Genomic DNA, 21,585 nt, shown 5'->3' with positions numbered 1-21,585 from the left:
GTTTTACCGATTTTCAGGTGGTCAATTACCTAATTTTCAGGGAAAAAGTCCCGGAATTTTCCCCCCAATCACTCCAATCGCTGGCACTTTTTGATTGACAAAAAGTCTAAAAGTCTTATCGAACAATGTTTTTAGATTTATCCAGCAAACCCTAATTAGGCGAAAAGACTAGGTTTACCCAGTGTTGCAAGGAAATGCTATATAATCGATACCTGCTCGCTATTGACTGGGTTTGATTCGGAGATAAATTTCACTGTTTGCATTTGAGCCGTTAACCATTGTTGGAATAAATCATTGCGTAAGCGTTGACGGGTGGGAGGATCCAGTTCACAGGATAAATATTTTTCCAGTCGGACAATCACGACCCATTCTCCCACTTGCGTCGGTGGCCACAGTTGCCCCGGTTTACTTGCCTGGAGAATTTGCCCGATCTGGGGATGGGGGGCGCTCAGTTCCACCGGTCCGATTAGTCCTCCGGTTTCCGCTTCTGCTCCCTGGGAGTATTTTTTAGCTAGTTCAGCGAAGGTATTTTCTCGATCCTGTATCCGGAAAAATAGTTCCTGGGCAATGCCGATATTTTTTGTCCGAATCAGGGAATAAACCACCTTATCCAATTGATTTTTGACTTGCAAGAAGTAGGATTCTACTTTGTTATCCCAAGTCTCCTGTTTAAATTTTTCCAATTTAATGTCCCGAAGAATTAGATATTCTAGTTGCTCGGAATCCATCCCGTTTTGTTGTAACCAAGATTTCATTTGCTCATCGTTGGCAATTTGATTATTTTGATAGAAACGGGAATAGGCCGCGTTTCTTTCTTCGGGATTGCAGGTGATATTGGCGATCGCTTGCTCGATAATTACTTCCCGGATTAACTGGGGTAACATACCATATTTTGCCAAAAGAGGCAAGACCTGTGACTGGTTAATTTTTTGGTCGCCGATTTCAATAATTGAACTCATAATAAATACATTTTCCTCTCAGAAATGTTTAAAACTATCAACTCTAGGAGCTTCTAAATTTTATTGAGGTGATTATACGTCAAAACAGCAATTTTAGGGCACTCCCCCCTATTTTAATTTTAGTTTTCCCCGTGAAAGCCGAAAATTACAGAAATTAAAGAAATAAGTCGGTCATCTTGACGGGGGTGGTGAGGGGAAGTGGTCCAGCTCTGGCCGATCGGCCCCCAAAAATCCTGCTCAGAAAGCCCTAATTGCGCCCCCAATTGACTAAAATAGACTTCTTGCAGAAGTCGGGGAAGGAGGAAATTTTAACCTTTAACCCGATAATATGCACCTCTTTTCCCTACATGGGCAGAAAATTTTTTGATTTATGCAATAGATCTAATGATAAGATATAGGTCTGGCTGCCTTGGAGAGGTGGCAGAGTGGTCGATCGCGCTCGACTTGAAATCGAGTAACCAGCAATGGTTCGTGGGTTCAAATCCCACCCTCTCCGTACTCAAAATCAAATTTGGACTCAGGTTGCCCGATTGTTCGTAGACAGGGGAAAATAAAATATACTAGGCTAAAAAGATAATATTGAGGCAGTAGCCCCCCGGCATGGTTTTTTGGAAAAGATTGTTTAATAGCTCGGAAGTCACTGCATCTCCTGACTATTCGGGAGACTTGGTAGAGGTTGCCCAGAATGACCTCGGACAGACGCGAGTGTTTTTTAGTACCGATCGAGAGCTAGATCTATATGAGTTAGAAGAACTTTGTGACTCGGTAGGTTGGGCCCGTCGTCCTTTACGCAAAGTTAAAAAGGCGATCGAATGTAGTTTTTTAGTGGTGTCGATGTGGGAAGTGCGAGGTAATCGCCGTCGTTTAGTGGGTTTTGCCCGTGCCACTTCCGATCACGCTTTTAATGCTACAGTCTGGGATGTGGTTGTTCATCCTCACTATCAAAGTAAAGGCTTTGGTAAAGCATTAATGAAATTTATGATCAGGAAGTTGCGGGGTGAGGACATCAGTAATATAACTCTTTTCGCCGATCCGCAGGTGGTGGATTTCTATCGTCGTCTCGGTTTTGTTCTCGATCCCGAAGGGATCAAAGGTATGTTTTGGTATCCCGATTAAGAATGCGGCTCTTAGGCTATACTAAAAAAGGAGTTTATTTCGGGATGTAGCGCAGCTTGGTAGCGCGCCTGCTTTGGGAGCAGGATGCCGCAGGTTCAAATCCTGTCATCCCGACTTGAGAGAAAATTATTAAAATCTTAACTTTGTCTCCTTTCCGGTTGACAGGAAAGGCTGCCTTCTTTTATTGCCAAACTGAGGTGAGTTAGCCAGAAAATTAGGGAGTTTTGGGAGAGAAGGAGGAGGTTTTTGGGAAATAACAGGGGTTTTTCCTGCCACTCCTCCTTGTAATATCTCCACAGACGATTATTCTTCTTCGTAATCCTCCTCGAAATCGTCCTCTCCCCCTTCCTCATCCGGTTCTGACCAGCGATCGCTGATAGGTTGGCGACTAAAGCGACTGCTGCCGCGGGAAGAGAGGAAAGCCATCTCATCATCCTCTAAATCGACCACATCACCCTCAGCGTAGGCGCGAGCGGTTTGATCGTCAAGAATCATATCGCTATCCTCACTACTATCGCCGAAACCGGGACGAGGGGGCAAGCCGAGGCCGCCGGGGGGAGCATAATAGCTACGATTGTTGTAGTTATATTCCTCCTCTGGGGGGGTGTAATCGCTGATCCCCGCCATGTTTTCGTGGGAATTGAAGCCAGTACCCGCCGGAATCAGACGACCGATAATCACGTTTTCCTTGAGACCCCGTAACCAGTCGGACTTGCCTTCGATCGCCGCTTCGGTGAGGACGCGGGTGGTTTCTTGGAAGGAGGCGGCACTGATAAAGCTATCGGTATTCAAGGAAGCTTTGGTGATCCCCAGTAGTACAGGCGTATATTTAGCCGCCGCCCCACCGGTGATCGACATGGCTTCGTTTACCGTCTCCACCTGTCGCAGTTCCAACAATTCCCCAGGTAACATACTGGTATCGCCACCGTCATCGATCCGCACCTTAGAGGTCATCTGACGCACGATCACTTCAATATGTTTATCGGCAATATCGATCCCTTGGGATTGATAGACCGACTGTACCTGATCAACGAGGAACATCTGGGTTTTTTCCAAAGCTTTCAGGGCTGCCTCGTAACTGCCCAAGCTATCCACATAATAATTAAAGAACACCTCTAAAATCTCGTGGGGATTAGCCTGACCATCGGTTAACGCCTGACCCACATCGATACGCTGATTATCGCTCACCAGAGGGTTTTGACTGCCTAAAAGCGGATATTCACTGATCGTGCCGTCATCCTCGACCACCTTAATATCGACGATCTCAGAATCTTGGTACTCCACTTGACAAACTCCCGGTTTGCGTGCCAGGACACAGGCCTCTTTCGGTTTGCGGGCTTCGAGCAGTTCTTCGATTCTCGGCAAACCTTGAATGATATCCCCAGTTTTCGAGCGCTCAAACACCAACAGCACCAAATTATCGCCCCGTTGGACTAAATCCCCCTCATCGATATGCAGAATTGCCCCGGACGATACTCGGTAGGGTCGGGCTTTACGCAAACGGATTTCATAGCCGGTGGTGGTTTGGTCAACGGCCAGCACTTGACCGGAATTGGGGGCTAAAACTCCAGCAGCGATCTCAGCTTCGGCGATTACCAGATCCCCGGCTTTGACGGTGGGAGCAACAGCGAGCGGGAGAATAAACTCGTCACGGTCACTGACAATTAAAAGACGGCGTACCGCTTCGCTGCCCTTGCGAATCCCGCGAATTTCCCCAGCTTCCTTACACTGGATTTCGGTCCGGGCCACCACTGCCCCCGGTGGAATTTCATCGCCATCTTGGACGAGAACGCGAGTCTGAATATTACCCCCTAAAGGATCATTATCACTATCTCGACGCAGCACCAGAGATTCGAGAATAACTAACTGTAAACGCTGACAATCGCTGTCCTCGCACCGCTTCGCGGCTCCCTGCGGGATCGGTTCTAACTCGATATCGGCCGTCAGATGGGAGACCGATTCTGGTTCTTCGCTAGAAATTTCTAGGACTAATTGGGTGCTGATCAGTTGACAACCCTCGACGGATTTAACTCTTTCCCCGTCTTTAAAGAAAATGCGCTGCACCGATCGCAGTTCGATATGTCGTCCTCCTTCTTGGTTAGCGGAACCTTGTGTGGGAGAAGTGGATTGGTCCTCTACGGTGAACTCCTGTACTGGTCGCAGCAGTAATCCCAAACCCTCGTTAGTTTCCACCCATTCCGCTTGCCGTAACTCCTCGATCGTGACTTCAGGAGTTAACTGTGTCCCTGGGTAAATTAACTGTTCTTGGGCAATTCCGGAGGATTCCGGTTCGATATCCATAAATAACAGCCCTGGTTTGACAATAATCTCCCGGAGGATGTCATTTTTCTGGATGACTTCCACCACACCGCTAGAGTTACAGAAGATGTCTTTAACCACTTCTTCCCCTGCTTCCACATACTGCCCATCTTCCACCTGTAAGAGGGAGATATCTTTATTGACTTCGTGGGTTTCTTCGGGAATCCAGAGGATCGTGCCGCCTTTGGTGATTTCATAACCCTGTTTGCGGCTGCCTTTGGAGACTTCGATATCGACGTATTTAATCATGCCGCCGGTGTGGGTTTGATAGCGATCGTCGATTAACTCGGCGACAATGGCATGATTCTGTACTTTTGTCCCCGGAGTGGTTTTCAGCAGGAAGCGTTGACCATCGGCCGTATGAATAATAAATTGTTCCCGACCGGCACTACTTTCTACTTTTACTTCGGCCTGATCCAAGGACACGGAAGCGGTGACGATATCGATTTCCCGGCTATTGGGGGCTAAACGCACCAAACCGCCGTTAGTGGATACCAGCTTAGTTTCCGCGAGCACATCCCCCACTTGTACTGTATCGCCGTTACTGACCACGGGTTCGGCCCCGGTTGGCAAGTTATACACTTCTCCGGAGAGAATCCATAATAATCCCCCCCGTTGGGCGATGCGGGTGGTGTTGCCTTGGCGATCGGTTTTTTCCTCTGGGACTAATTGGGAGAATAGCACCTCGCCGGCTAAGTCACTGGTTACGTCTTTTGTGGCTTTTTCCGTGGATTTTTGGACTTTATCGGAGGTAATTTCCGCTAGTAACTGTTCCTCGCTTACTGTTGCCCCATCGGTGACGAATAGCAGCGATCCCGGAGTCAAAGAGTAGGTGACGGTTTCTTTGGTTTTATCCTTGGGTGTTAATTTAATTTCCCCCGGGGCCTCCACCTGATCCCGTTCATCTCCGTGGCGAGTTCGCACGTTACGGATACTTAACCCCGGCAGAAAACGCACGGTTCCCTCGAAGGGACTCCGCACTTGCCGGGCTACTTCTCCGGTAAATACGCCCCCAGTGTGGAAGGTACGCATGGTTAACTGAGTCCCCGGTTCCCCGATCGATTGGGCGGCAATAATCCCCACTGCTTCCCCCATATCCACCGGATGACCGTGGGCCAGACTCCAACCGTAACAGGTTTGACAAACCGAGCGGGCTGCTTCACAGGTTAAGGGGCTGCGGACTTTGATTTTATCGACGAGTCGGCCGAGTTTTTCGGCGGTTTCGTCATCGATAATCTGGTTGCGGGTGGCGATCACTTCTCCATTGACCACCACATCTTCGGCCAAGGAACGACCTAATAAGCGATCGCTTAAGGGAATTAACACGCGATCGCCATCGGTCATGGCGGTTAATTCGATGTAACGATTGGTGCCACAATCTGCCTCGCGGACGATGACATCTTGGGACACATCGACGAGACGACGGGTCAGATAACCGGAATCTGCCGTCCGTAGGGCTGTATCAACTAACCCTTTGCGCGCCCCGTAGGAGGAAATAACGTATTCGGTAACGGTCAATCCTTCCCGGAAGTTAGTCTTAATCGGGAGGTCAATAATTTCCCCCTGGGGATTAGCCATTAATCCCCGCATTCCGACTAACTGACGCACTTGGCTCATATTACCCCGCGCCCCGGAGAAAGCCATCATATAGACGGAGTTGAGGGGATCGGTAACTTGGAAGTTGCGAATTACTTCATCTTTAAGTGATTCGGATGTACTATTCCAAGTGTCGATTACTTTTTGGAAGCGTTCCACTTCGGTGATTTCCCCGCGCACATAACGCTGTTCGGTTTGCCGGATTTCCTGTTCGGCACTTTCGATCATCTGTCGTTTAGCCGGCGGTACGGTTAAATCATCCACACTAATGGAAACCCCTGCTTTGGTAGCGAAACGAAACCCGAGGTTTTTCAATTCATCGGCCATTTGTGAACAGCGCGCCGAACCGTAGTTTTGATAGGCCCAAGCGATCAGTTTTTTCAGTTTTCCTTTGTCAACAGTTTGGTTATAAAACATCTCGATCCCAGTAATAATTAAACAGCTATTAGCTATCAGCCATCGGTGAACAGTAACAAGATTGGTTATAGGGGTTAGGTGTGGGGTGTTGGGGTTTTAGGGTTTTAGGGTGTTGGGGTTTTAGTTGAATTCCCCCATTTCCCCATTTCCCCATTTCCCCATCACCTAACCCCTCACTGATCACTGAAATTACACTTCCGATTCTTCTTCTTCAAGGTCTTCCGTGGTTAAGGATTCGTAGGTGGGGCGAGAGGGGGCGCGACGACCGACATCGACCATCAGATCCACCTCCACATCACGGGAAGTACCATCGGGAGCATTTTCCACCTTGTGAACGGCGATATCGAGGCCGAGGGATTGCAATTCTCGCATCAAAACCTTAAAGGATTCTGGCGTACCCGGGCGGGGAATCGGCTTGCCTTTTACGATCGCATTTAAAGCCTCATTCCGTCCTTGCATATCATCGGATTTTACCGTTAGCAATTCCTGCAAGGTATAGGCCGCCCCGTAGGCCTCTAGGGCCCACACTTCCATTTCTCCGAAGCGCTGACCCCCCTGTTGAGCTTTACCGCCCAAGGGTTGCTGGGTAACCAAGGAGTAGGGACCGGTAGAACGGGCGTGAATTTTATCATCAACCAGGTGAACCAGTTTTAACATATAGGCCATACCGACGGTAACGGGACGGTCAAAGGGTTCCCCGGTGCGACCATCGTAAACGGTGACTTTGCCGGCGTGTTCTTCCTTGAACACCCAATCGCGATTGGGTTTTTTCGAGGCACTTTCTAGCAATCCGTGGACGGTTAAACGGCTGGCTTCTTCCCCGTACATTTCGTCAAAGGGAGTAATCTTAAAGCGTACGCCTAGATTTTCGCCGGCCCAACCCAGTAAACATTCAAACACCTGACCGACGTTCATGCGACTGGGAACCCCCAGGGGATTGAGAACGATATCGACGGGACGACCATCGGGGAGGTAGGGCATATCTTCTAGGGGCAGAATGCGAGAAATAATCCCTTTATTGCCGTGACGACCCGCCATTTTATCGCCCACTTGGATTTTGCGTTTTTGGGCAACGTAAACCCGCACCACCATATTGGCCCCGGGGGGTAATTCATCCCCCTGTTCGCGGGTAAATACCCGCACATCTACTACCCGGCCTTTTTCGCCGTTGGGGACGCGTAGGGAGTTATCCCGTACATCCCGTGCCTTTTCGCCGAAAATCGCCCGCAGTAGTTTTTCTTCGGGGGGTTGGTCTGATTCGCCTTTCGGGGTGACTTTCCCGACGAGGATATCGCTTGCTTCTACCCAAGCACCGATGCGAATAATGCCGCGTTCATCAAGGTTTCGCAGGGCATCTTCACCGACGTTGGGAATTTCCCTGGTGATTTCCTCTGGTCCAAGTTTAGTTTGACGGGCTTCGATTTCGTATTTTTCGATGTGGATGCTGGTGTAGGTGTCTTGTGCCACCAGTCTTTCACTGATTAAAATCGCATCTTCGTAGTTATAGCCTTCCCAGGGCATATAGGCGACGAGGATATTCTGTCCGAGGGCGATTTCTCCTCCTTCGGTGGCGGAACCATCGGCGAGGATCTGCCCAGGGACAACCTGTTCCCCTTGATAGACTAAAGGACGCTGATTTAAGCAGGTATCTTGGTTAGAGCGTTGATATTTCTGAATTTCGTACTCGATCTCGCTCTTGCCGAAAATCTCTTTGTCTTCATCCGCCACTTTGATGCGAATCCGGTTAGCATCGACGTAGGAAACGACCCCATTGGTACGGGAAACGATGACCATGCCAGAGTCGCGAGCGGCCTGTGCTTCCAATCCGGTACCCACAAGGGGACGTTCGGGACGCAGCAGGGGAACCGCTTGTCGTTGCATATTAGAACCCATGAGGGCGCGGTTAGCGTCGTCGTGTTCGAGGAAGGGAATCAGGGAAGTTGCCACCGAGACAATTTGGACGGGGGAAACACAAACGTAGTCCACTTGTTCGGGGGAAGTGGTGGAGAATTCCTGCCGATAGCGCACCGGGATAGTTTCGCCGAGGATATAACCATTTTCATCGGTGGCCACGTCTCCCGGTGCTACCCGCAGATCGTCTTCTTCGTCGGCGGTTAGGTATTTAACGGGGAGATCATAGCGTACTCGGCCATTTTCCACGACATAACAGGGGGTTTCAATAAAACCGTAGTCGTTGACGCGAGCGTAGGTGGCCAGGGAACCGATTAAACCGGCGTTGGGACCTTCTGGGGTTTCCACCGGACAAATGCGACCGTGGTGGGAGGGGTGGATGTCGCGCACGGCAAAACCGGCCCGTTCCCGGGTGAGACCGCCGGGGCCGAGGGCGGAAATGCGGCGTTTATGGGTCAATTCCGCTAGGGGATTGGTTTGATCCATGAACTGGGAGAGTTGCGAGGAACCAAAGAATTCTTTAATCGCCGCTACTAGGGGTTTCGGGTTGACTAGGGAAGCGGGGGTGAGGTTTTGGGATTCGCTGACGGTCATCCGTTCCCGAATGATTCTTTCTAAGCGGTTTAAACCCACGCGCACTTGGTTTTGGAGCAGTTCACCCACGGAACGGACGCGACGGTTGCCGAGGTGGTCGATGTCGTCGGTGTTGCCGATGTCAAATTCGAGGTTAATTAGGTAGTCGATCGCCGATAAAATGTCGGTGGTGGTGAGAACGCGCTGGTTATCGGGGACGTTGAGGCGTAGTTTTTTGTTGAGTTTATAACGACCAACGCGCCCGAGATCGTAGCGTTTATTGTCAAAAAAGCGCGATTCGAGCAGTTGTTGTCCGCCGGTGACTGTGGGAGGTTCCCCGGGGCGTAGTTTGCGGTACAGGTCGAGGAGTGCCTCTTCTTCGGTGGGATTGCCTTCTTTGTCGAGGGTTTTTTGGTAGAATTCGGGATGGCGTAGGGAGTCAAAGATTTCGTTATCGCTCAATCCGATCGCTTTCAGGAGAACTTGGGCGGATAATTTGCGGGTTTTGTCGATTCTGACCCAGACTAAGCCGTTTTTGTCGGTTTCAAATTTTAACCAAGCTCCTCGGTTGGGAATCAGGGAAGCGGAGTAGGTACGGCGACCGTTTTTGTCGATTTCGGCTTTGTAGTAAACACCGGGGGAACGGACGATCTGATTGACGATGACTCGTTCGGCCCCGTTAATAATAAAGGTTCCCCGTTCGGTCATCAGGGGTAAATCGCCGATAAAGACTTCCTGTTCGATGTTTTCTCCCGTTTCTTTGTTGATTAAACGGGTGGGAACGTACATCTGAACGGAATAGGTGCTATCGCGTCGTTTGGCTTCATCGACGTTGTATTTCGGTTCTTTGAGTCTGTAGTCCTGCCCGAGGAAATGTAGTTCTAATTTACCTGTATAGTCGCTGATGGGGGAAAAGCTATTCAGTTCCTCGATTAGTCCTTCTTCCAAAAACCACCGAAAACTGGAGTGTTGGATTTCGATGAGGTCGGGTAAGAGGTTAAAGGTAAGATTGTTCATAGGGTTACAAGGGCTGATGACACGATAGCGACGGTGGGGAATTGCTCTCGGAGATCGGGGTTTTTAGGGGTTGGGTGTTGGATGTTAGGGTTTTAGGGTTTTAGTTGAATTCCCCCATTTCCCCATTTCCCCGTCCCCTGCTCTGTGCTAATAAACTATGTTTTTTAACTGGGGAGTTGAAATAAGTTGCGGGCGTTCTGGGTGGTTTGTTCGGCTAAGGTTTCGACCGGATAGCCGCGCAGACGGGCGACGGTTTCGGCCACATGGAAGACGAAAGAGGGTTCGCAAGGTTTACCGCGGTGGGGATTGGGTGAGAGAAAGGGGCAATCGGTTTCGATCAGGATGCGATCGCCAGGGACAATTTGGGCGGCAGCTTGCACGGTTTTACTGTTTTTGAAGGTGACAATGCCGCTAAAGCTGATGTAAAAACCCAAATCTAAAAACCATTGAGTTTCTTCGGGGTTGCCAGTCCAGCAGTGCATCACGCCGCCAATTTTGCCCACTTGTTGCCGAAAGGCGCTGATTTCCTCCCGCATTGTCGGGGCTGCATCTCGACAATGGATAATCACGGGTTTATCGAGACGATGGGCGATTTCTAACTGCCTCCAAAAGACCTGTTTTTGCTGCTCTTGATTATCCGCTTTATAGAAGTCTAAACCCATTTCCCCGATCGCCACGACGCGCCGATCAGATCGGGCTAGGGTCTCGATCTGATCGGCACTATTATCTCGCCATTTTTGGGCATCTAGGGGATGTAAACCGACGGCGAAGGAAATTTCCCCAAATTGATCGGCAATGGCTTTAATTGCCGCAAACTCCTCTGGTTGAACACAGGAGTGAACCAGATGAACGACTCCCACACTTCGCCAACGTTCGGAGATAGCGGGCAAGTCGGCTTGCAAAACGTCAAAGTTCAAATGAACGTGCGTATCTATTAATTGCATCGACCCCCGATCGCTTGTTGCGTCTGTCCTGATTACAGCTTAATCGTTTCTTAGGAAGCTTGGCTAACTTTTTGCAAAGCTTTGGCTAAACCGGCTTTTTTTCTAGCGCCGTTGTTCCGGTGCAAGACGTTGCGCTTGACGGCTTTATCGATTTTACTGTAAGCTTCCGATAGAGCTTGTTGGGCGCTTTCTAGCCCTTCTGGGCTGGGGTTGGCTCCGTAGGCTGAGACAGCGACAAGACATTTTTTGATCAGGGTTCTTACGGCTGACTTGTACGCTTTGTTGCGTAGACGATTTCTTTCGGAGATTTGGACTCGTTTGAGTGCAGACTTTGTATTAGCCACAGTCGTTTCTTGTTCTCAATACTGGTATGGTTAATCGGGACACAGACAAACCATAATAACAGATCTGTGCTATTTGTTGCAAGAGTTTTCTGGACAAGATTGGGGCAACCCCAGAGATATTTTCAGGATTAGGTTCCCACAGATGGGGAAGTGTAGTTGACGATAAAACTGAGCCTCAAGGAGACTCAGTTGCCAGTTTTTTAAGAGCGGGAAGTTAACGAATGTACTCTTTGAGGATACTATTACGGTTGGGGTGACGCAGTTTCCGCAGGGCCTTGGCTTCTATTTGACGAATGCGCTCGCGAGTGACGTTGAAAATCTGGCCGATTTCTTCGAGTGTTTTCATCCGGCCGTCATCTAAACCGTAGCGCAGACGCAGCACATCGCGTTCGCGAGGACTAAGGGTATCGAGGACGTTTTCTAAATCCTCGCGTAATAAATTTTTAGAAACTTCATCTTCTGGGGTTTCCCCATCTGCTTCGATAAAGTCTCCTAAACGGGAATCTTCTTCTTTACCGATGGGAGTCTCTAGAGAAATAGGTAATTGGGCAGATTTAGCAATAAAACGCAGTTTTTCAATGGTCATCTCCATCTTGGTGGCGATTTCTTCCTCGGTGGGTTTGCGACGCATTTCCTGAGAAAGAATCTTGGTGGTTTTTTTGATCCGGGAGATGGTTTCGTAGAGGTGGACGGGAAGTCTAATGGTGCGGGATTGATCGGCGATCGCCCGGGTGATGGCTTGACGAATCCACCAAGTGGCATAGGTGGAGAATTTATAACCCTTTTCGTGGTCGAATTTTTCGGCGGCGCGGATCAAACCGAGGGAACCTTCTTGAATTAAATCTTGGAAGGAAAGACCGCGATTCATGTATTTCTTGGCGATGGAAACCACTAAACGCAGGTTCGATTGTACCATTTTTTCCTTAGCGCGACGACCATGGTACAATCGACGCTTAAAGGCCGATAAGTATTCCTTTGATTTCGCCAGCCATTCTTCCACCAGGGGAGCCATTAGCTCCGTCTTACCTAAATAAGCCTTAATATCCGATAATTTCGGTTCTTTTTCCGATTTTTCTGCGATAATTTTTTCGATGCGCTCGAACAAGAAAACCTGTTTTCCCCATTCAGCATCGGTATAGAGGCGAAAATCTTCCCGAATACGTTCTAATTTCAGTAGATCGGCGATTTTTCTCGCTAATTCGATCTCCTCCTCCGCTCTCAATAACCGAATCCTGCCGATCTCTTGCAGATAAATCCGAATCGAATCTTCCGTATAGGGTTTTTTTCTGGCTGCGTCGCGACGACGAGCGCTGGCAAGGCGGCGGGTTTTTTTGCCATCGTTGCTATCGCTGGTTTCTTCTAGCTCTAACTCGATATCCTCATCATCGAAGTCCTCGTCTAGGTCAATCAAATCTAAATCCAATTGCGGCTCGGTAAGGGTTAGTACATCGTGGGCCTGCGTCATGCCGTTTTCCTCTTGCTCCTTCTGTGCAAAACTAGAAGATCGAATCTCAATCTAGGTGATACTGAACGAATTTGTGTCTCCAATCCGAGACGGGGAAAGACTTTTCCGATTGTAGCTTTAATTACAACAAATGGGAGAAGATCTTTGCTTAAATTCTCTTGTGTCGATGCGATTTTAGCGACACGGAATGCTGTTTTAGCTCGGTCAACTCATAATCTGGCTCCTGCAAAAATTGGGTAAATGGCTGGAGGACTGCAATCCGATCACCCGATTGTCTGCGGTGTTGACCAGATAGCTAACAATCAAAGGAATTATGGGGTGGGTTAACTGTTCCCAATGGCAAGGGGAACAGCATTCCTATTTGCCTTTGCTAATTCCTTTGGTCCTTAGCCATTGTATTTAATTTGATCGGATTCTTACGGATAAATTTCATCCCTCATTGCTTTTACGGGAATCTTTTTTTGGTACATATGCACCATAATTAATCAGAGCGCAAGCTCATAATATTAACTTAGCAACATTTTAGAAATTTGCGAGACAAATTTAAGATTTTCTCCAACAGCGCCATGGGGTGTGGGAATTATGAATTATGAATTATGAATTGGGGTGGTCACTGCGTGCGCGTTGCGGGGGGAAGTGGGGTGGTGGGGAAGTGGGGAAGTGGGGTGATGGGGTGGTCACTGCGTGCGCGTTGCGGGGGGAAGTGGGGTGGTGGGGAAGTGGGGGAATTTCAACTAAAACCCTAAAACCCTAACACCCTAAAACCCTATCTAGACTTGGACCATTTCTGGGGTTTTTTCCTTCTGCTGCAGTGCGACGTGGAGACGGTTTAAGGCGCTGACGTAGGCGCGAGCGGAGGCGACAATAATATCGGTATCGGCCGCGTGAGCGGAGTAGGTGCGTCCTTCGTAACGGAGACGGATAGTCACTTCTCCTAAAGCATCGATTCCCTCGGTAACTTCCCGCACCGAGAAAGAGATTAATTCGTTAGGAATCTTCACCACTCGATCGATCGCTTTGCACAGAGCATCCACTGGCCCTGTACCAATGGCCGCATCGGATAACTCGCTACCGTCGGGATTGCGAATCGTTACCGTGGCCGTGGGCCGGGCGCTATTTCCACAGGACACTTGTACTAATTCAAGGCGGAAGTGATCGGGAACGGTATCGATTTCATCGTTAACAATCGCTTCCAGATCGCGATCGGTGATTTCCTTTTTGCGATCGGCCATTTCCTTAAACTGGATAAAAGCGTTATTAAGTTCCGTTTCCGAAAGTTCAAAACCCAATTCCTGTAAACGAGAGCGAAAAGCGTTGCGGCCGGAGAGTTTACCGAGAACGATCTGATTATGGGTTAAACCGATCGATTCTGCATCCATAATCTCATAGGTGAGTTTATGTTTTAACACCCCGTCCTGATGGATTCCCGACTCGTGTGCGAAAGCGTTAGCACCGACGATCGCCTTATTCGGTTGCACGATCATGCCGGTAAGATTAGAAACTAGGCGAGAAGTGCGATAGATTTCCTTGGTGTTGATCTTGGTTAAAGGTTCCGTGGATTCTGGGGGACGACCAAGGAAAGGATTAAAATAGGAGCGCCGGACATGAAGGGCCATCACCAATTCTTCTAGGGAAGCATTACCTGCGCGCTCACCGATACCGTTAATGGTACATTCCAACTGTCGAGCGCCATTTTTAACTGCTTCGAGGAAATTAGCCACCGCTAACCCTAAATCGTCGTGACCATGGACGGAGATAATCGCTTGGTCGATATTGGGGACATTTTCCTTAATTCCCCGGATTAAAGCCCCAAATTCGCTGGGGGTGGTGTAACCGACGGTATCGGGAATGTTAACGGTGGTGGCTCCTGCGGCGATCGCTCTTTCGAGGACTTGATAGAGGAATTCCGGATCGCTGCGGCCGGCATCTTCGGGGGAAAATTCCACATCATTAAGGAAGGATTTAGCATAGGCCACCATTTCTGGCACAATCTCAAGAACTTCCTGACGAGTCTTCTTAAGTTTGTATTGGAGGTGGATATCGGATGTGGCTAGGAAGGTGTGAATTCTGGGCTTGGCGGCGGGTCTGAGCGCATCGGCGGCAGATTTGATGTCTTTTTGGGTAGCCCGGGCTAATCCGCAAATAATCGGGCTATCAGCTTCGCTGCCGACGCTGGCGGCAATTTTCTGAACCGCTTCAAAGTCCCCCGGACTAGCGTGGGGAAAACCCGCTTCAATGACATCAACTCCCAGTCGTGCCAGTGCGCGCGCTATGGTTAGCTTCTCATCCACATTTAAAGCGGCACCCGGGGACTGTTCCCCATCTCGAAGGGTGGTATCGAAGATAATCACACGGTCTGGACTGGTATTCATAGTTTTTTTGTACCGTTAACGAACTTGGGAGTTGTTCCTCTGATTATAGCAGCCGCGGCCGAGGGGATTGTTAAGGAAAATTACGCTGAGAATTTCTCGACTTGCTCGCGCTTTTCCTGCTTGCCCTTTTTTTGGCTACCATAGAGGATATAGATAAATTGGCGAGGGAGTTAACAATGTTTGGCAAACCAGCGAAAGAACCGAACCCACCGGAGGTAAAAGACCTACAGGAGGTGATGTTTTCGATTAAGCAAAATCTCGAACCCGATCAGGATAAAACTGATATTAATCTTGTTGAGACTCCCCCGCCAGAGGTGGTTACTGTAGTTGAAAATATTAGTAAAATTCTCTCTCCCTATTTTATCGTTTTGGTGGGTTTATTCCTCTATGATCGGAATAGTTTTATCGGTTTTTTGTTAGTATTTACGGGAGTTTTAGCGATTTTCGGAGTTTCTCTCAAGGATATTAATAAACTCGTTGAAGCAGGGAAAAAGTTTTTCCAATCTAAATAGTTTTTACCTCTGGATATAGCAGTTATCTTAATGGTGAGATGGCAAGTATTTGCTGTTAGGAAACGGCTAGAAGGGGGCTTTTTTCAGTGATCAGTCAGTAAACAGTGAACTGATAACTGGTAACTGATAACTGATAACTGATAACTGATAACTGATAACTGGTAACTGATAACTGATAACTGATATAAGATTATGTCTTTAGTTGCATCTTTACTCGATCGAGTATCTCCTCAGAGTTTACAACAATTGCGAGCCAGCGATCGAGCTTGGCAAGCTTTGCGCTTAGAAAATCCAGTTATTCCTACGGTAATTAATCAAAGTCAAGAATTTTTAGGAGAGACGGATTTTGATCTAGTGATTGCGGGGGGAACTTTGGGAATTTTTATCGGGGCTGCTTTGCAAACTAGGGGCTGGCGTGTGGCATTATTAGAAAGAGGTATTCTGCGCGGTCGTGAGCAGGAGTGGAATATTTCACGTTTAGAATTAAGCAGTTTTTTAGAGTTAGATTTATTGACAGAAGCTGAATTAAATCAAGCGATAGCGACGGAATATAATCCTGCGAGGGTGGGATTTTATCAAGGTTATGAGCTTTGGGTTAGAGATATTTTAAATATCGGTGTTGATCCGGTTTATTTGCTAGACACTTTAAAAACTAAGTTTTTAGAAGCGGGAGGAAAGTTATTAGAAAATTCGGGGTTTAGCAGGGCAATTGTTCATGGCGATGGAGTAATGGTTAAAACGGGAGAAGTAACTTTAAAAACCCGTTTATTAATCGATGCGATGGGTCATTTTTCGCCAATTGCAAAACAGGCAAGAAAAGGAGAAAAACCCGATGGAGTTTGTTTAGTGGTGGGTAGTTGCGGTCAGGGTTTTCCCAGTAATGAAACTGGTGATTTGATTTATTCTTTTACCCCAATCTTGCACCAATGTCAATACTTTTGGGAAGCATTTCCCGCTAGGGATGGTCGGACAACTTATTTATTTACCTATCTCGATACCCATCCCGATCGCTTTAGTTTAGAATTTTTGATGGAGGAGTATTTAAGATTACTGCCGGAGTATCAAAAGGTGGATTTAGAAGCGATAAAATTTCAGCGTTTTCTAGCGGGTTTTTTCCCGGCCTATCGTCAAAGTCCTTTAAAAATGCCTTGGGCAAGAATTCTGGCAGTGGGAGATAGTAGCGGTAGTCAATCTCCGGTAAGTTTTGGTGGTTTTGGGGCAATGGTCAGGCATTTAAAAAGGCTAACTTTCGCCATCGAGGAAGCTTTACAAATCGATGCTTTAAACCGAGAAGATTTAGCCCTTTTACAACCATATCAACCTAATATATCGGTAACGTGGCTATTTCAAAAAACCATGAGTGTCCAGATAGATGCTAACCCTAATCCCAATCAAATTAATGACTTAATGAGTGGAGTTTTTCGGGTAATGGATAAGTTGGGAGATGAGGTATTAAAACCGTTTTTACAGGATGTGGTGCAGTTTTCTTCCCTCTCAAAAACTTTGCCTTTGGTTAATCCTCAATTAGTTTTACCGATGATTCCGCAAGTAGGTATCAGTCCTTTTATCGATTGGACGGGACATTATTTTAATTTAGCTTTGTATAGTGGTTTATATCCCTTGGCAGCCACCTTAAAACCTGTTTTAGAAAAGTTACCCGACAAGCAAAAATATCTTTACCATCGTTATTTAGACAGTTGGAAATATGGCTCTGGGGGAGATTTTATCAGTGATCAGTAATCAGTGAACAGTAAACTGATAACTGATTTAATCTTTATCTTGAAAAAATTGTTGATCGAGATAATTAACTTTAGCATAGGGTTCTAAAGCGGAGAGAATTTGTCGGCCATAACTGCGGGCATTGACACGATTATCGAGGACAGCCACACAACCTTGACACTCCCGGAGAGACTGGACAGATTTCTGAATTTCCCTCACTGCTGTGGGTAAAAGATAGGCACGAAACCAGTCGAGATGTTGTCGTTTGTAGTAAGCAATTTTGCCAGCAACGAGAGGATTTTCGGGGGATGGTAAGGGTAAAGTAGCGATAATTAATAAACTGGGAGTCGGAAATTTTTCTTGATGGGTTTGCCAGAATTGCCAACCACAAACCAGAATAGTATTATTATTAATCTCAGTTTTTTCCCCTTGCACTCGCGAACCGTAATCGGCTGCGATTTGGGTGGCAATTTGTGCCTTGAGGGGAACATCTTCAATCAGGATCACGATCGGTTGTTCACTGGTATGATTAGCACTAACTAATTCTCGCACTTGCTTTAATAACATCGGTTGAAATTCGGGTGTGTTGGGGGCGCTGATGCGATCGGGTAGATATAAATGAATATATTCACTTTCGCGATCAGCTGCAAACTTTAGAGTTAAAATATCTCCGATGCCCTGATTTTGACGGTATAAATTAGCGGATTTTTCGCTATCTAAAAAACTGCCGATTAAAACAAAGGGTTGCTGCTGCCAAATTGGTTTGAGAAAACTAGCCACTTCCAGAGGACTGATTTTTAGGGTAAATTCTTCTCGATCTCGATGTACTGATGTCCAGAGGAGATAATTATGATCGGGGATTTTTGCCGCTAAAAGTTGCCAAGCAGAATCAGTGGCTAAGTCTTGATCCAAGCGTTGCAGGAGAGCAATTATATATTCTTTTTCTTTGGCATCAATAAGATAGCAATTATAGGGATTAATTGGATGACCAAGAATACTTTGGCTAAGTTGTGCTTTAATTAAGTCTATAAACTCTCTATGCTGGGGATATGCTGACCCTAAAGCGAACCACTGTTCGGGAGTAATGGTGACGGTGAGATAATCTACTAGACAAGTTTCTAAATCTTCGGCTCGATCGATTATTGTGGGGATATTCTGGGGAAAATGACCGAGATTGCCCAATTTATCCTCTAACCACTTTTGGGGTGTGGTGAGGAGTAAACCCGTAAAATTAGCGGGAAAGCGATCACTTTTGAGGATATCTCGCTGAGTTTGTAACCATGCTTGCAGATGGGGGATTTCCACTTCTAACAGTAGGTTTACTTCTGACTCCGGGGCAACAACCAGAACAGGTGTATCAGCTAAAAGAGCTGGGGTGAGATAACTCAGACAATAACGGGTGAGAGTAGTTCCAGTTTGTATGAGAGAGGAACGTTTTAGGCGTAAGGCTCTGGCCACCAGTCGCCCCATAGTGAGATGATGAGACCAGTAAAAGCGCCCTTGTTCCCGTAAAAAAGCGCGTAGGGAAGAATGAACCGCTGCTTCTAATAAAACCATCTCATCTCAGTTATTGGTTATCAGTGATCGATCATGAGGACAGGCACTCATGCAAAAGGGGGAATGAATAATCAGTCTTTAATAACCCGATTTAGTACTATACCATTTTTCAAGAGTAATGGCAGAGATGGTTAATTGCCCTCACCCCCAAGCCCTCTCCCGTTCTGGGAGAGGGGAGTAGGAGGCAAGAGGCACTCTTGCCTCATCTCAACAAGCAATTTAAATTCGCGGGCAGCTTAGGATTTTTTACCACGACGAGATAGTAAGATACCGATGGCACCGATACCGAAAATACCCAGTGTCATGGATGGTTCGGGGACGGGAGTGGCAGTGCTCTTAAATTTACTGGTGATAAACATTCCAAAAACGTTATCATTATCGCTTGGGTTCTGTGTTTTTAAGGTCAGGAAGGTATCTCCAGGTGAGATAAAAGGAGCGGCACTAGCACTATTGCCGAGAGCGAGGTTATAGTATTCATCATCGATTCTCGGAGCGGAGGGGTCGGAGGAGGAAGCGAATGGGTTGGGGTTAGTAGGGTCATCACCTATTCCCCCAACAGTCATTAAGGCTCCGTCGCCCCATTCACCGTCATCCTGTCCTCCTGCACTTGTGCTCAATCGTCGATTATTGGTCGAATTAGTGGTTACGTCAATCTGGGTGAATTGCCCACTCGGTTGACTGCTGTAACTAGAGGCGAGTGAAAGCAGAAAATCTCCTCCAGTGTAAGGACTGTCAAAATCAAACTGAACTGTGTCTCCCCCGGTGCTTAGTTCCCCGTCTAAGATAACGGAGGTTAAACCTTGGGTAGAAGAATTGCTATAGGCAACGACAAGAACCGCACCATCATTCTGCCCATTCTCAACGATACTAAAGTCTTGGAGTCCTCCCGTAAAAGAGGAGGCGATGATATTGGTGACATCCCAACGGGCAGTTTCTGCGGGATTGTTATTCGGACTAAGAATAGTTGCTGAATTCCGGGAAAGTACATTCCCATGAAAAGTTACTCCGTAAACTGGACTCATATTCCAGACGGAGGCGGCATAGAGATAAGCCCTCTGAATAGTAGAACCTGCTGGTATATTGGCTTGAATAATTCCGTTGTTAGAGATGCGTCCAAAACCGTCAATAGAAAGGGCGGCGTTGGAAATGACATTTCTTGCCATCAAACTAGCGGAAGCAGGGGTAATGTTTAGGCAAAGTCCAACAGTAATCCCCAGGGGGAGTAATGAATAAGTAAGTTTTTTCATGATGGGCAGCCGGTAACAACTTTCAGATTATAGCGTTTATGATGAAGATGAAGTATGGCGGTATTTGTCATCATTTCTGGACGATCAGATAATATTCCGACGTTCCGCCGTTCTCTAAAACCAGAAACTTCGTATCTCACTGTTAAGATAACTGCTAATAGACTGCATATCTATTCATAATTTGTTTAAGTCAAATTTTTCAAAGGTAATGACAGAGATGGTTAATTGCCCTCACCCTCAACCCCTCTGCCAGAAGGCTGTTTTTTGGTATTTTTGAGACAGGTTGAGAGTTTCCAGCTTAAGATTTTTTTTATTTAGGACAGACATAGGGTGCTAACAGACTTAAAAAACCATTAGCTGCAAAAGATCACTATTGCAATTAGCTTTGACAAATCCCAACACAGTCTAGACGAGAAGCGGAAAGCAATAGCAACAATTTAATTTAGTCCGACTATGATCGTACAACCTTTATACAAAGACTTGTGTGATTTGACGCAGTAAAAGAACTATTTAAGGACACAAGTAAGCTAAAACAGGCGTAATTAGTCAGCGCAATAAAAAGTTTTAATTGAGAAGGGACAGAACCTCCAGAGAACCAACTTGAGCCACTTTGCACACTTTTGTCTTTTTGTCAAATTTTGTGTTAAGAAAGATGTGACACCGAATCTGTTTTTAATAGTGTGATTAACTCCCAAGTTATGGATTGTTTTTCCCTGCTCCCCGCTCCCCGCTCCCCACGCTCCACTCTCCTATACCTTTTAAATAGGATTTAGTATGACTAATGGATAGGCCTACTACGAATAAGGAAAAATGATATTGGTATTGATATTTTGAGCTTATGCTGTCCCATCTGCTTTTTACTTGCGACTTGGTGTGAGATGATCTAGAAATGTGTATTTCATGACAAGGATAAAGAAAAGTAATGGCAGAAATTCAGTTTTCCAAGGGGTTAAAAGAACCTGTTGTTCCCGATATCCGCTTAAGTCGCACTAAAACGGGGGAGAAAGGATCGGCAAAATTTTATTTTGAGCAACCGACTATCCTAGGAGATCAACAAACTGAAGAAATCACGGGGATGTATCTCATTGATGAAGAAGGGGAAATCGTCACCAGGGAAGTAAAAGGCAAATTCATCAACGGTAAACCCACAGCGATCGAAGCTACGGTTATTTTCAATTCTCCCGCAGAGTGGGATCGTTTTATGCGTTTTATGGAACGTTACGGTAGCGAAAACGGTCTAGAATTTACTAAATCTTCCTGATTAACCAGTAAAAAACCCGCATTCAGGATCGATGCGGGTAGAGGTAAGAAATCAGAAGAAAAACCTATTTAGGGTCTGCTGAAAAAGTTTTTCGGTGGGGGTTGGGGGTTGGGGGCTGGGGGATGGGGGATGGGGGATGGGTTTTACCGATTTTCAGGTGGTCAACTACCTAATTTTCAGGGAAAAAGTACCTGAATTTTCCCCCTGATCACTCCCATGCCTGGTACTTTTTGATTGACAAAAAGTCTAAAAGTCT

Annotated in this window: 13 protein-coding genes and 2 tRNA genes; 6 read left to right on the top strand and 9 right to left on the bottom strand. The window is 46.9% G+C overall.

The window, feature by feature from the left end; genetic code table 11:
• Positions 1-197 precede the first annotated feature (197 nt).
• Complete coding sequence (locus IM319_RS19495; protein ID WP_286825674.1) at positions 198-959, bottom strand: peptidylprolyl isomerase; 762 nt, start codon at positions 957-959, stop codon at positions 198-200.
• A 411-nt stretch (positions 960-1,370) separates the two neighbouring features.
• Here IM319_RS19495 and IM319_RS19490 point away from each other — a divergent pair.
• The 3 genes from IM319_RS19490 (at position 1,371) to IM319_RS19480 (ending at position 2,189) form a co-directional block, all read left to right on the top strand.
• A tRNA-Ser gene (locus IM319_RS19490) sits at positions 1,371-1,455 on the top strand.
• Positions 1,456-1,559: 104 nt separating this feature from the next.
• The gene (locus IM319_RS19485; protein ID WP_002736326.1) at positions 1,560-2,075 is read left to right on the top strand and encodes a GNAT family N-acetyltransferase; all 516 of its coding nucleotides are present in this window, start codon (positions 1,560-1,562) and stop codon (positions 2,073-2,075) included.
• A 40-nt stretch (positions 2,076-2,115) separates the two neighbouring features.
• A tRNA-Pro gene (locus IM319_RS19480) sits at positions 2,116-2,189 on the top strand.
• Between the two features lie 189 nt (positions 2,190-2,378).
• On the opposite strand, the gene IM319_RS19475 is transcribed toward IM319_RS19480, so the two are convergent.
• The 6 genes from IM319_RS19475 to IM319_RS19450 all read right to left on the bottom strand — a co-directional run bounded on the left by IM319_RS19475 (position 2,379) and on the right by IM319_RS19450 (position 15,033).
• A complete protein-coding gene (locus IM319_RS19475; protein WP_287736626.1) occupies positions 2,379-6,407 on the bottom strand; it encodes a DNA-directed RNA polymerase subunit beta' in 4,029 nt (1,342 codons plus the stop codon).
• Between the two features lie 189 nt (positions 6,408-6,596).
• Entirely contained in the window at positions 6,597-9,908 is a 3,312-nt protein-coding gene (gene rpoB / locus IM319_RS19470) for a DNA-directed RNA polymerase subunit beta (protein WP_287684676.1), read from the bottom strand.
• A gap of 164 nt (positions 9,909-10,072) precedes the next feature.
• A complete protein-coding gene (locus tag IM319_RS19465; RefSeq protein ID WP_287736625.1) occupies positions 10,073-10,852 on the bottom strand; it encodes a TatD family hydrolase in 780 nt (259 codons plus the stop codon).
• A gap of 50 nt (positions 10,853-10,902) precedes the next feature.
• Positions 10,903-11,196, bottom strand: a complete 294-nt coding sequence (gene rpsT / locus IM319_RS19460) for a 30S ribosomal protein S20 (RefSeq protein WP_002737368.1) — start codon at positions 11,194-11,196, stop codon at positions 10,903-10,905.
• A gap of 214 nt (positions 11,197-11,410) precedes the next feature.
• On the bottom strand, positions 11,411-12,661 hold the full coding sequence (gene rpoD, locus IM319_RS19455) for an RNA polymerase sigma factor RpoD (RefSeq protein ID WP_304392495.1): 1,251 nt from the start codon (positions 12,659-12,661) through the stop codon (positions 11,411-11,413).
• A gap of 770 nt (positions 12,662-13,431) precedes the next feature.
• On the bottom strand, positions 13,432-15,033 hold the full coding sequence (locus IM319_RS19450; protein WP_287683570.1) for a 2-isopropylmalate synthase: 1,602 nt from the start codon (positions 15,031-15,033) through the stop codon (positions 13,432-13,434).
• A gap of 176 nt (positions 15,034-15,209) precedes the next feature.
• On the opposite strand from IM319_RS19450, the gene IM319_RS19445 reads away from it, so the two are divergent.
• Both IM319_RS19445 and IM319_RS19440 read left to right on the top strand, forming a co-directional pair.
• Positions 15,210-15,545 carry a hypothetical protein gene (locus tag IM319_RS19445; RefSeq protein WP_286825681.1) on the top strand — a complete coding sequence of 112 codons (336 nt, stop codon included), beginning with the start codon at positions 15,210-15,212 and terminating at the stop codon, positions 15,543-15,545.
• Positions 15,546-15,737: 192 nt separating this feature from the next.
• A complete protein-coding gene (locus tag IM319_RS19440) occupies positions 15,738-17,285 on the top strand; it encodes an FAD-dependent oxidoreductase (protein WP_287736624.1) in 1,548 nt (515 codons plus the stop codon).
• Between the two features lie 27 nt (positions 17,286-17,312).
• Here the strand turns inward: IM319_RS19440 and IM319_RS19435 are convergent, their stop codons facing one another.
• Together IM319_RS19435 and IM319_RS19430 are read right to left on the bottom strand one after the other, a co-directional pair.
• Positions 17,313-18,821, bottom strand: a complete 1,509-nt coding sequence (locus IM319_RS19435) for a helicase C-terminal domain-containing protein (RefSeq protein WP_287736623.1) — start codon at positions 18,819-18,821, stop codon at positions 17,313-17,315.
• A 236-nt stretch (positions 18,822-19,057) separates the two neighbouring features.
• Positions 19,058-20,068, bottom strand: coding sequence for a DUF3344 domain-containing protein (locus tag IM319_RS19430; RefSeq protein WP_287736622.1), 1,011 nt, complete (start codon positions 20,066-20,068; stop codon positions 19,058-19,060).
• A gap of 922 nt (positions 20,069-20,990) precedes the next feature.
• Between IM319_RS19430 and psb28 the strand changes: the two genes are divergently transcribed.
• Positions 20,991-21,329, top strand: a complete 339-nt coding sequence (gene psb28, locus IM319_RS19425) for a photosystem II reaction center protein Psb28 (RefSeq protein ID WP_002758684.1) — start codon at positions 20,991-20,993, stop codon at positions 21,327-21,329.
• The last annotated feature ends 256 nt before the right edge of the window (positions 21,330-21,585 follow it).

The sequence above is a fragment of the Microcystis sp. M113S1 genome, assembly GCF_020246945.1.
Lineage (GTDB): Bacteria > Cyanobacteriota > Cyanobacteriia > Cyanobacteriales > Microcystaceae > Microcystis.
This window is presented reverse-complemented; position numbering and strand designations above follow the sequence as displayed.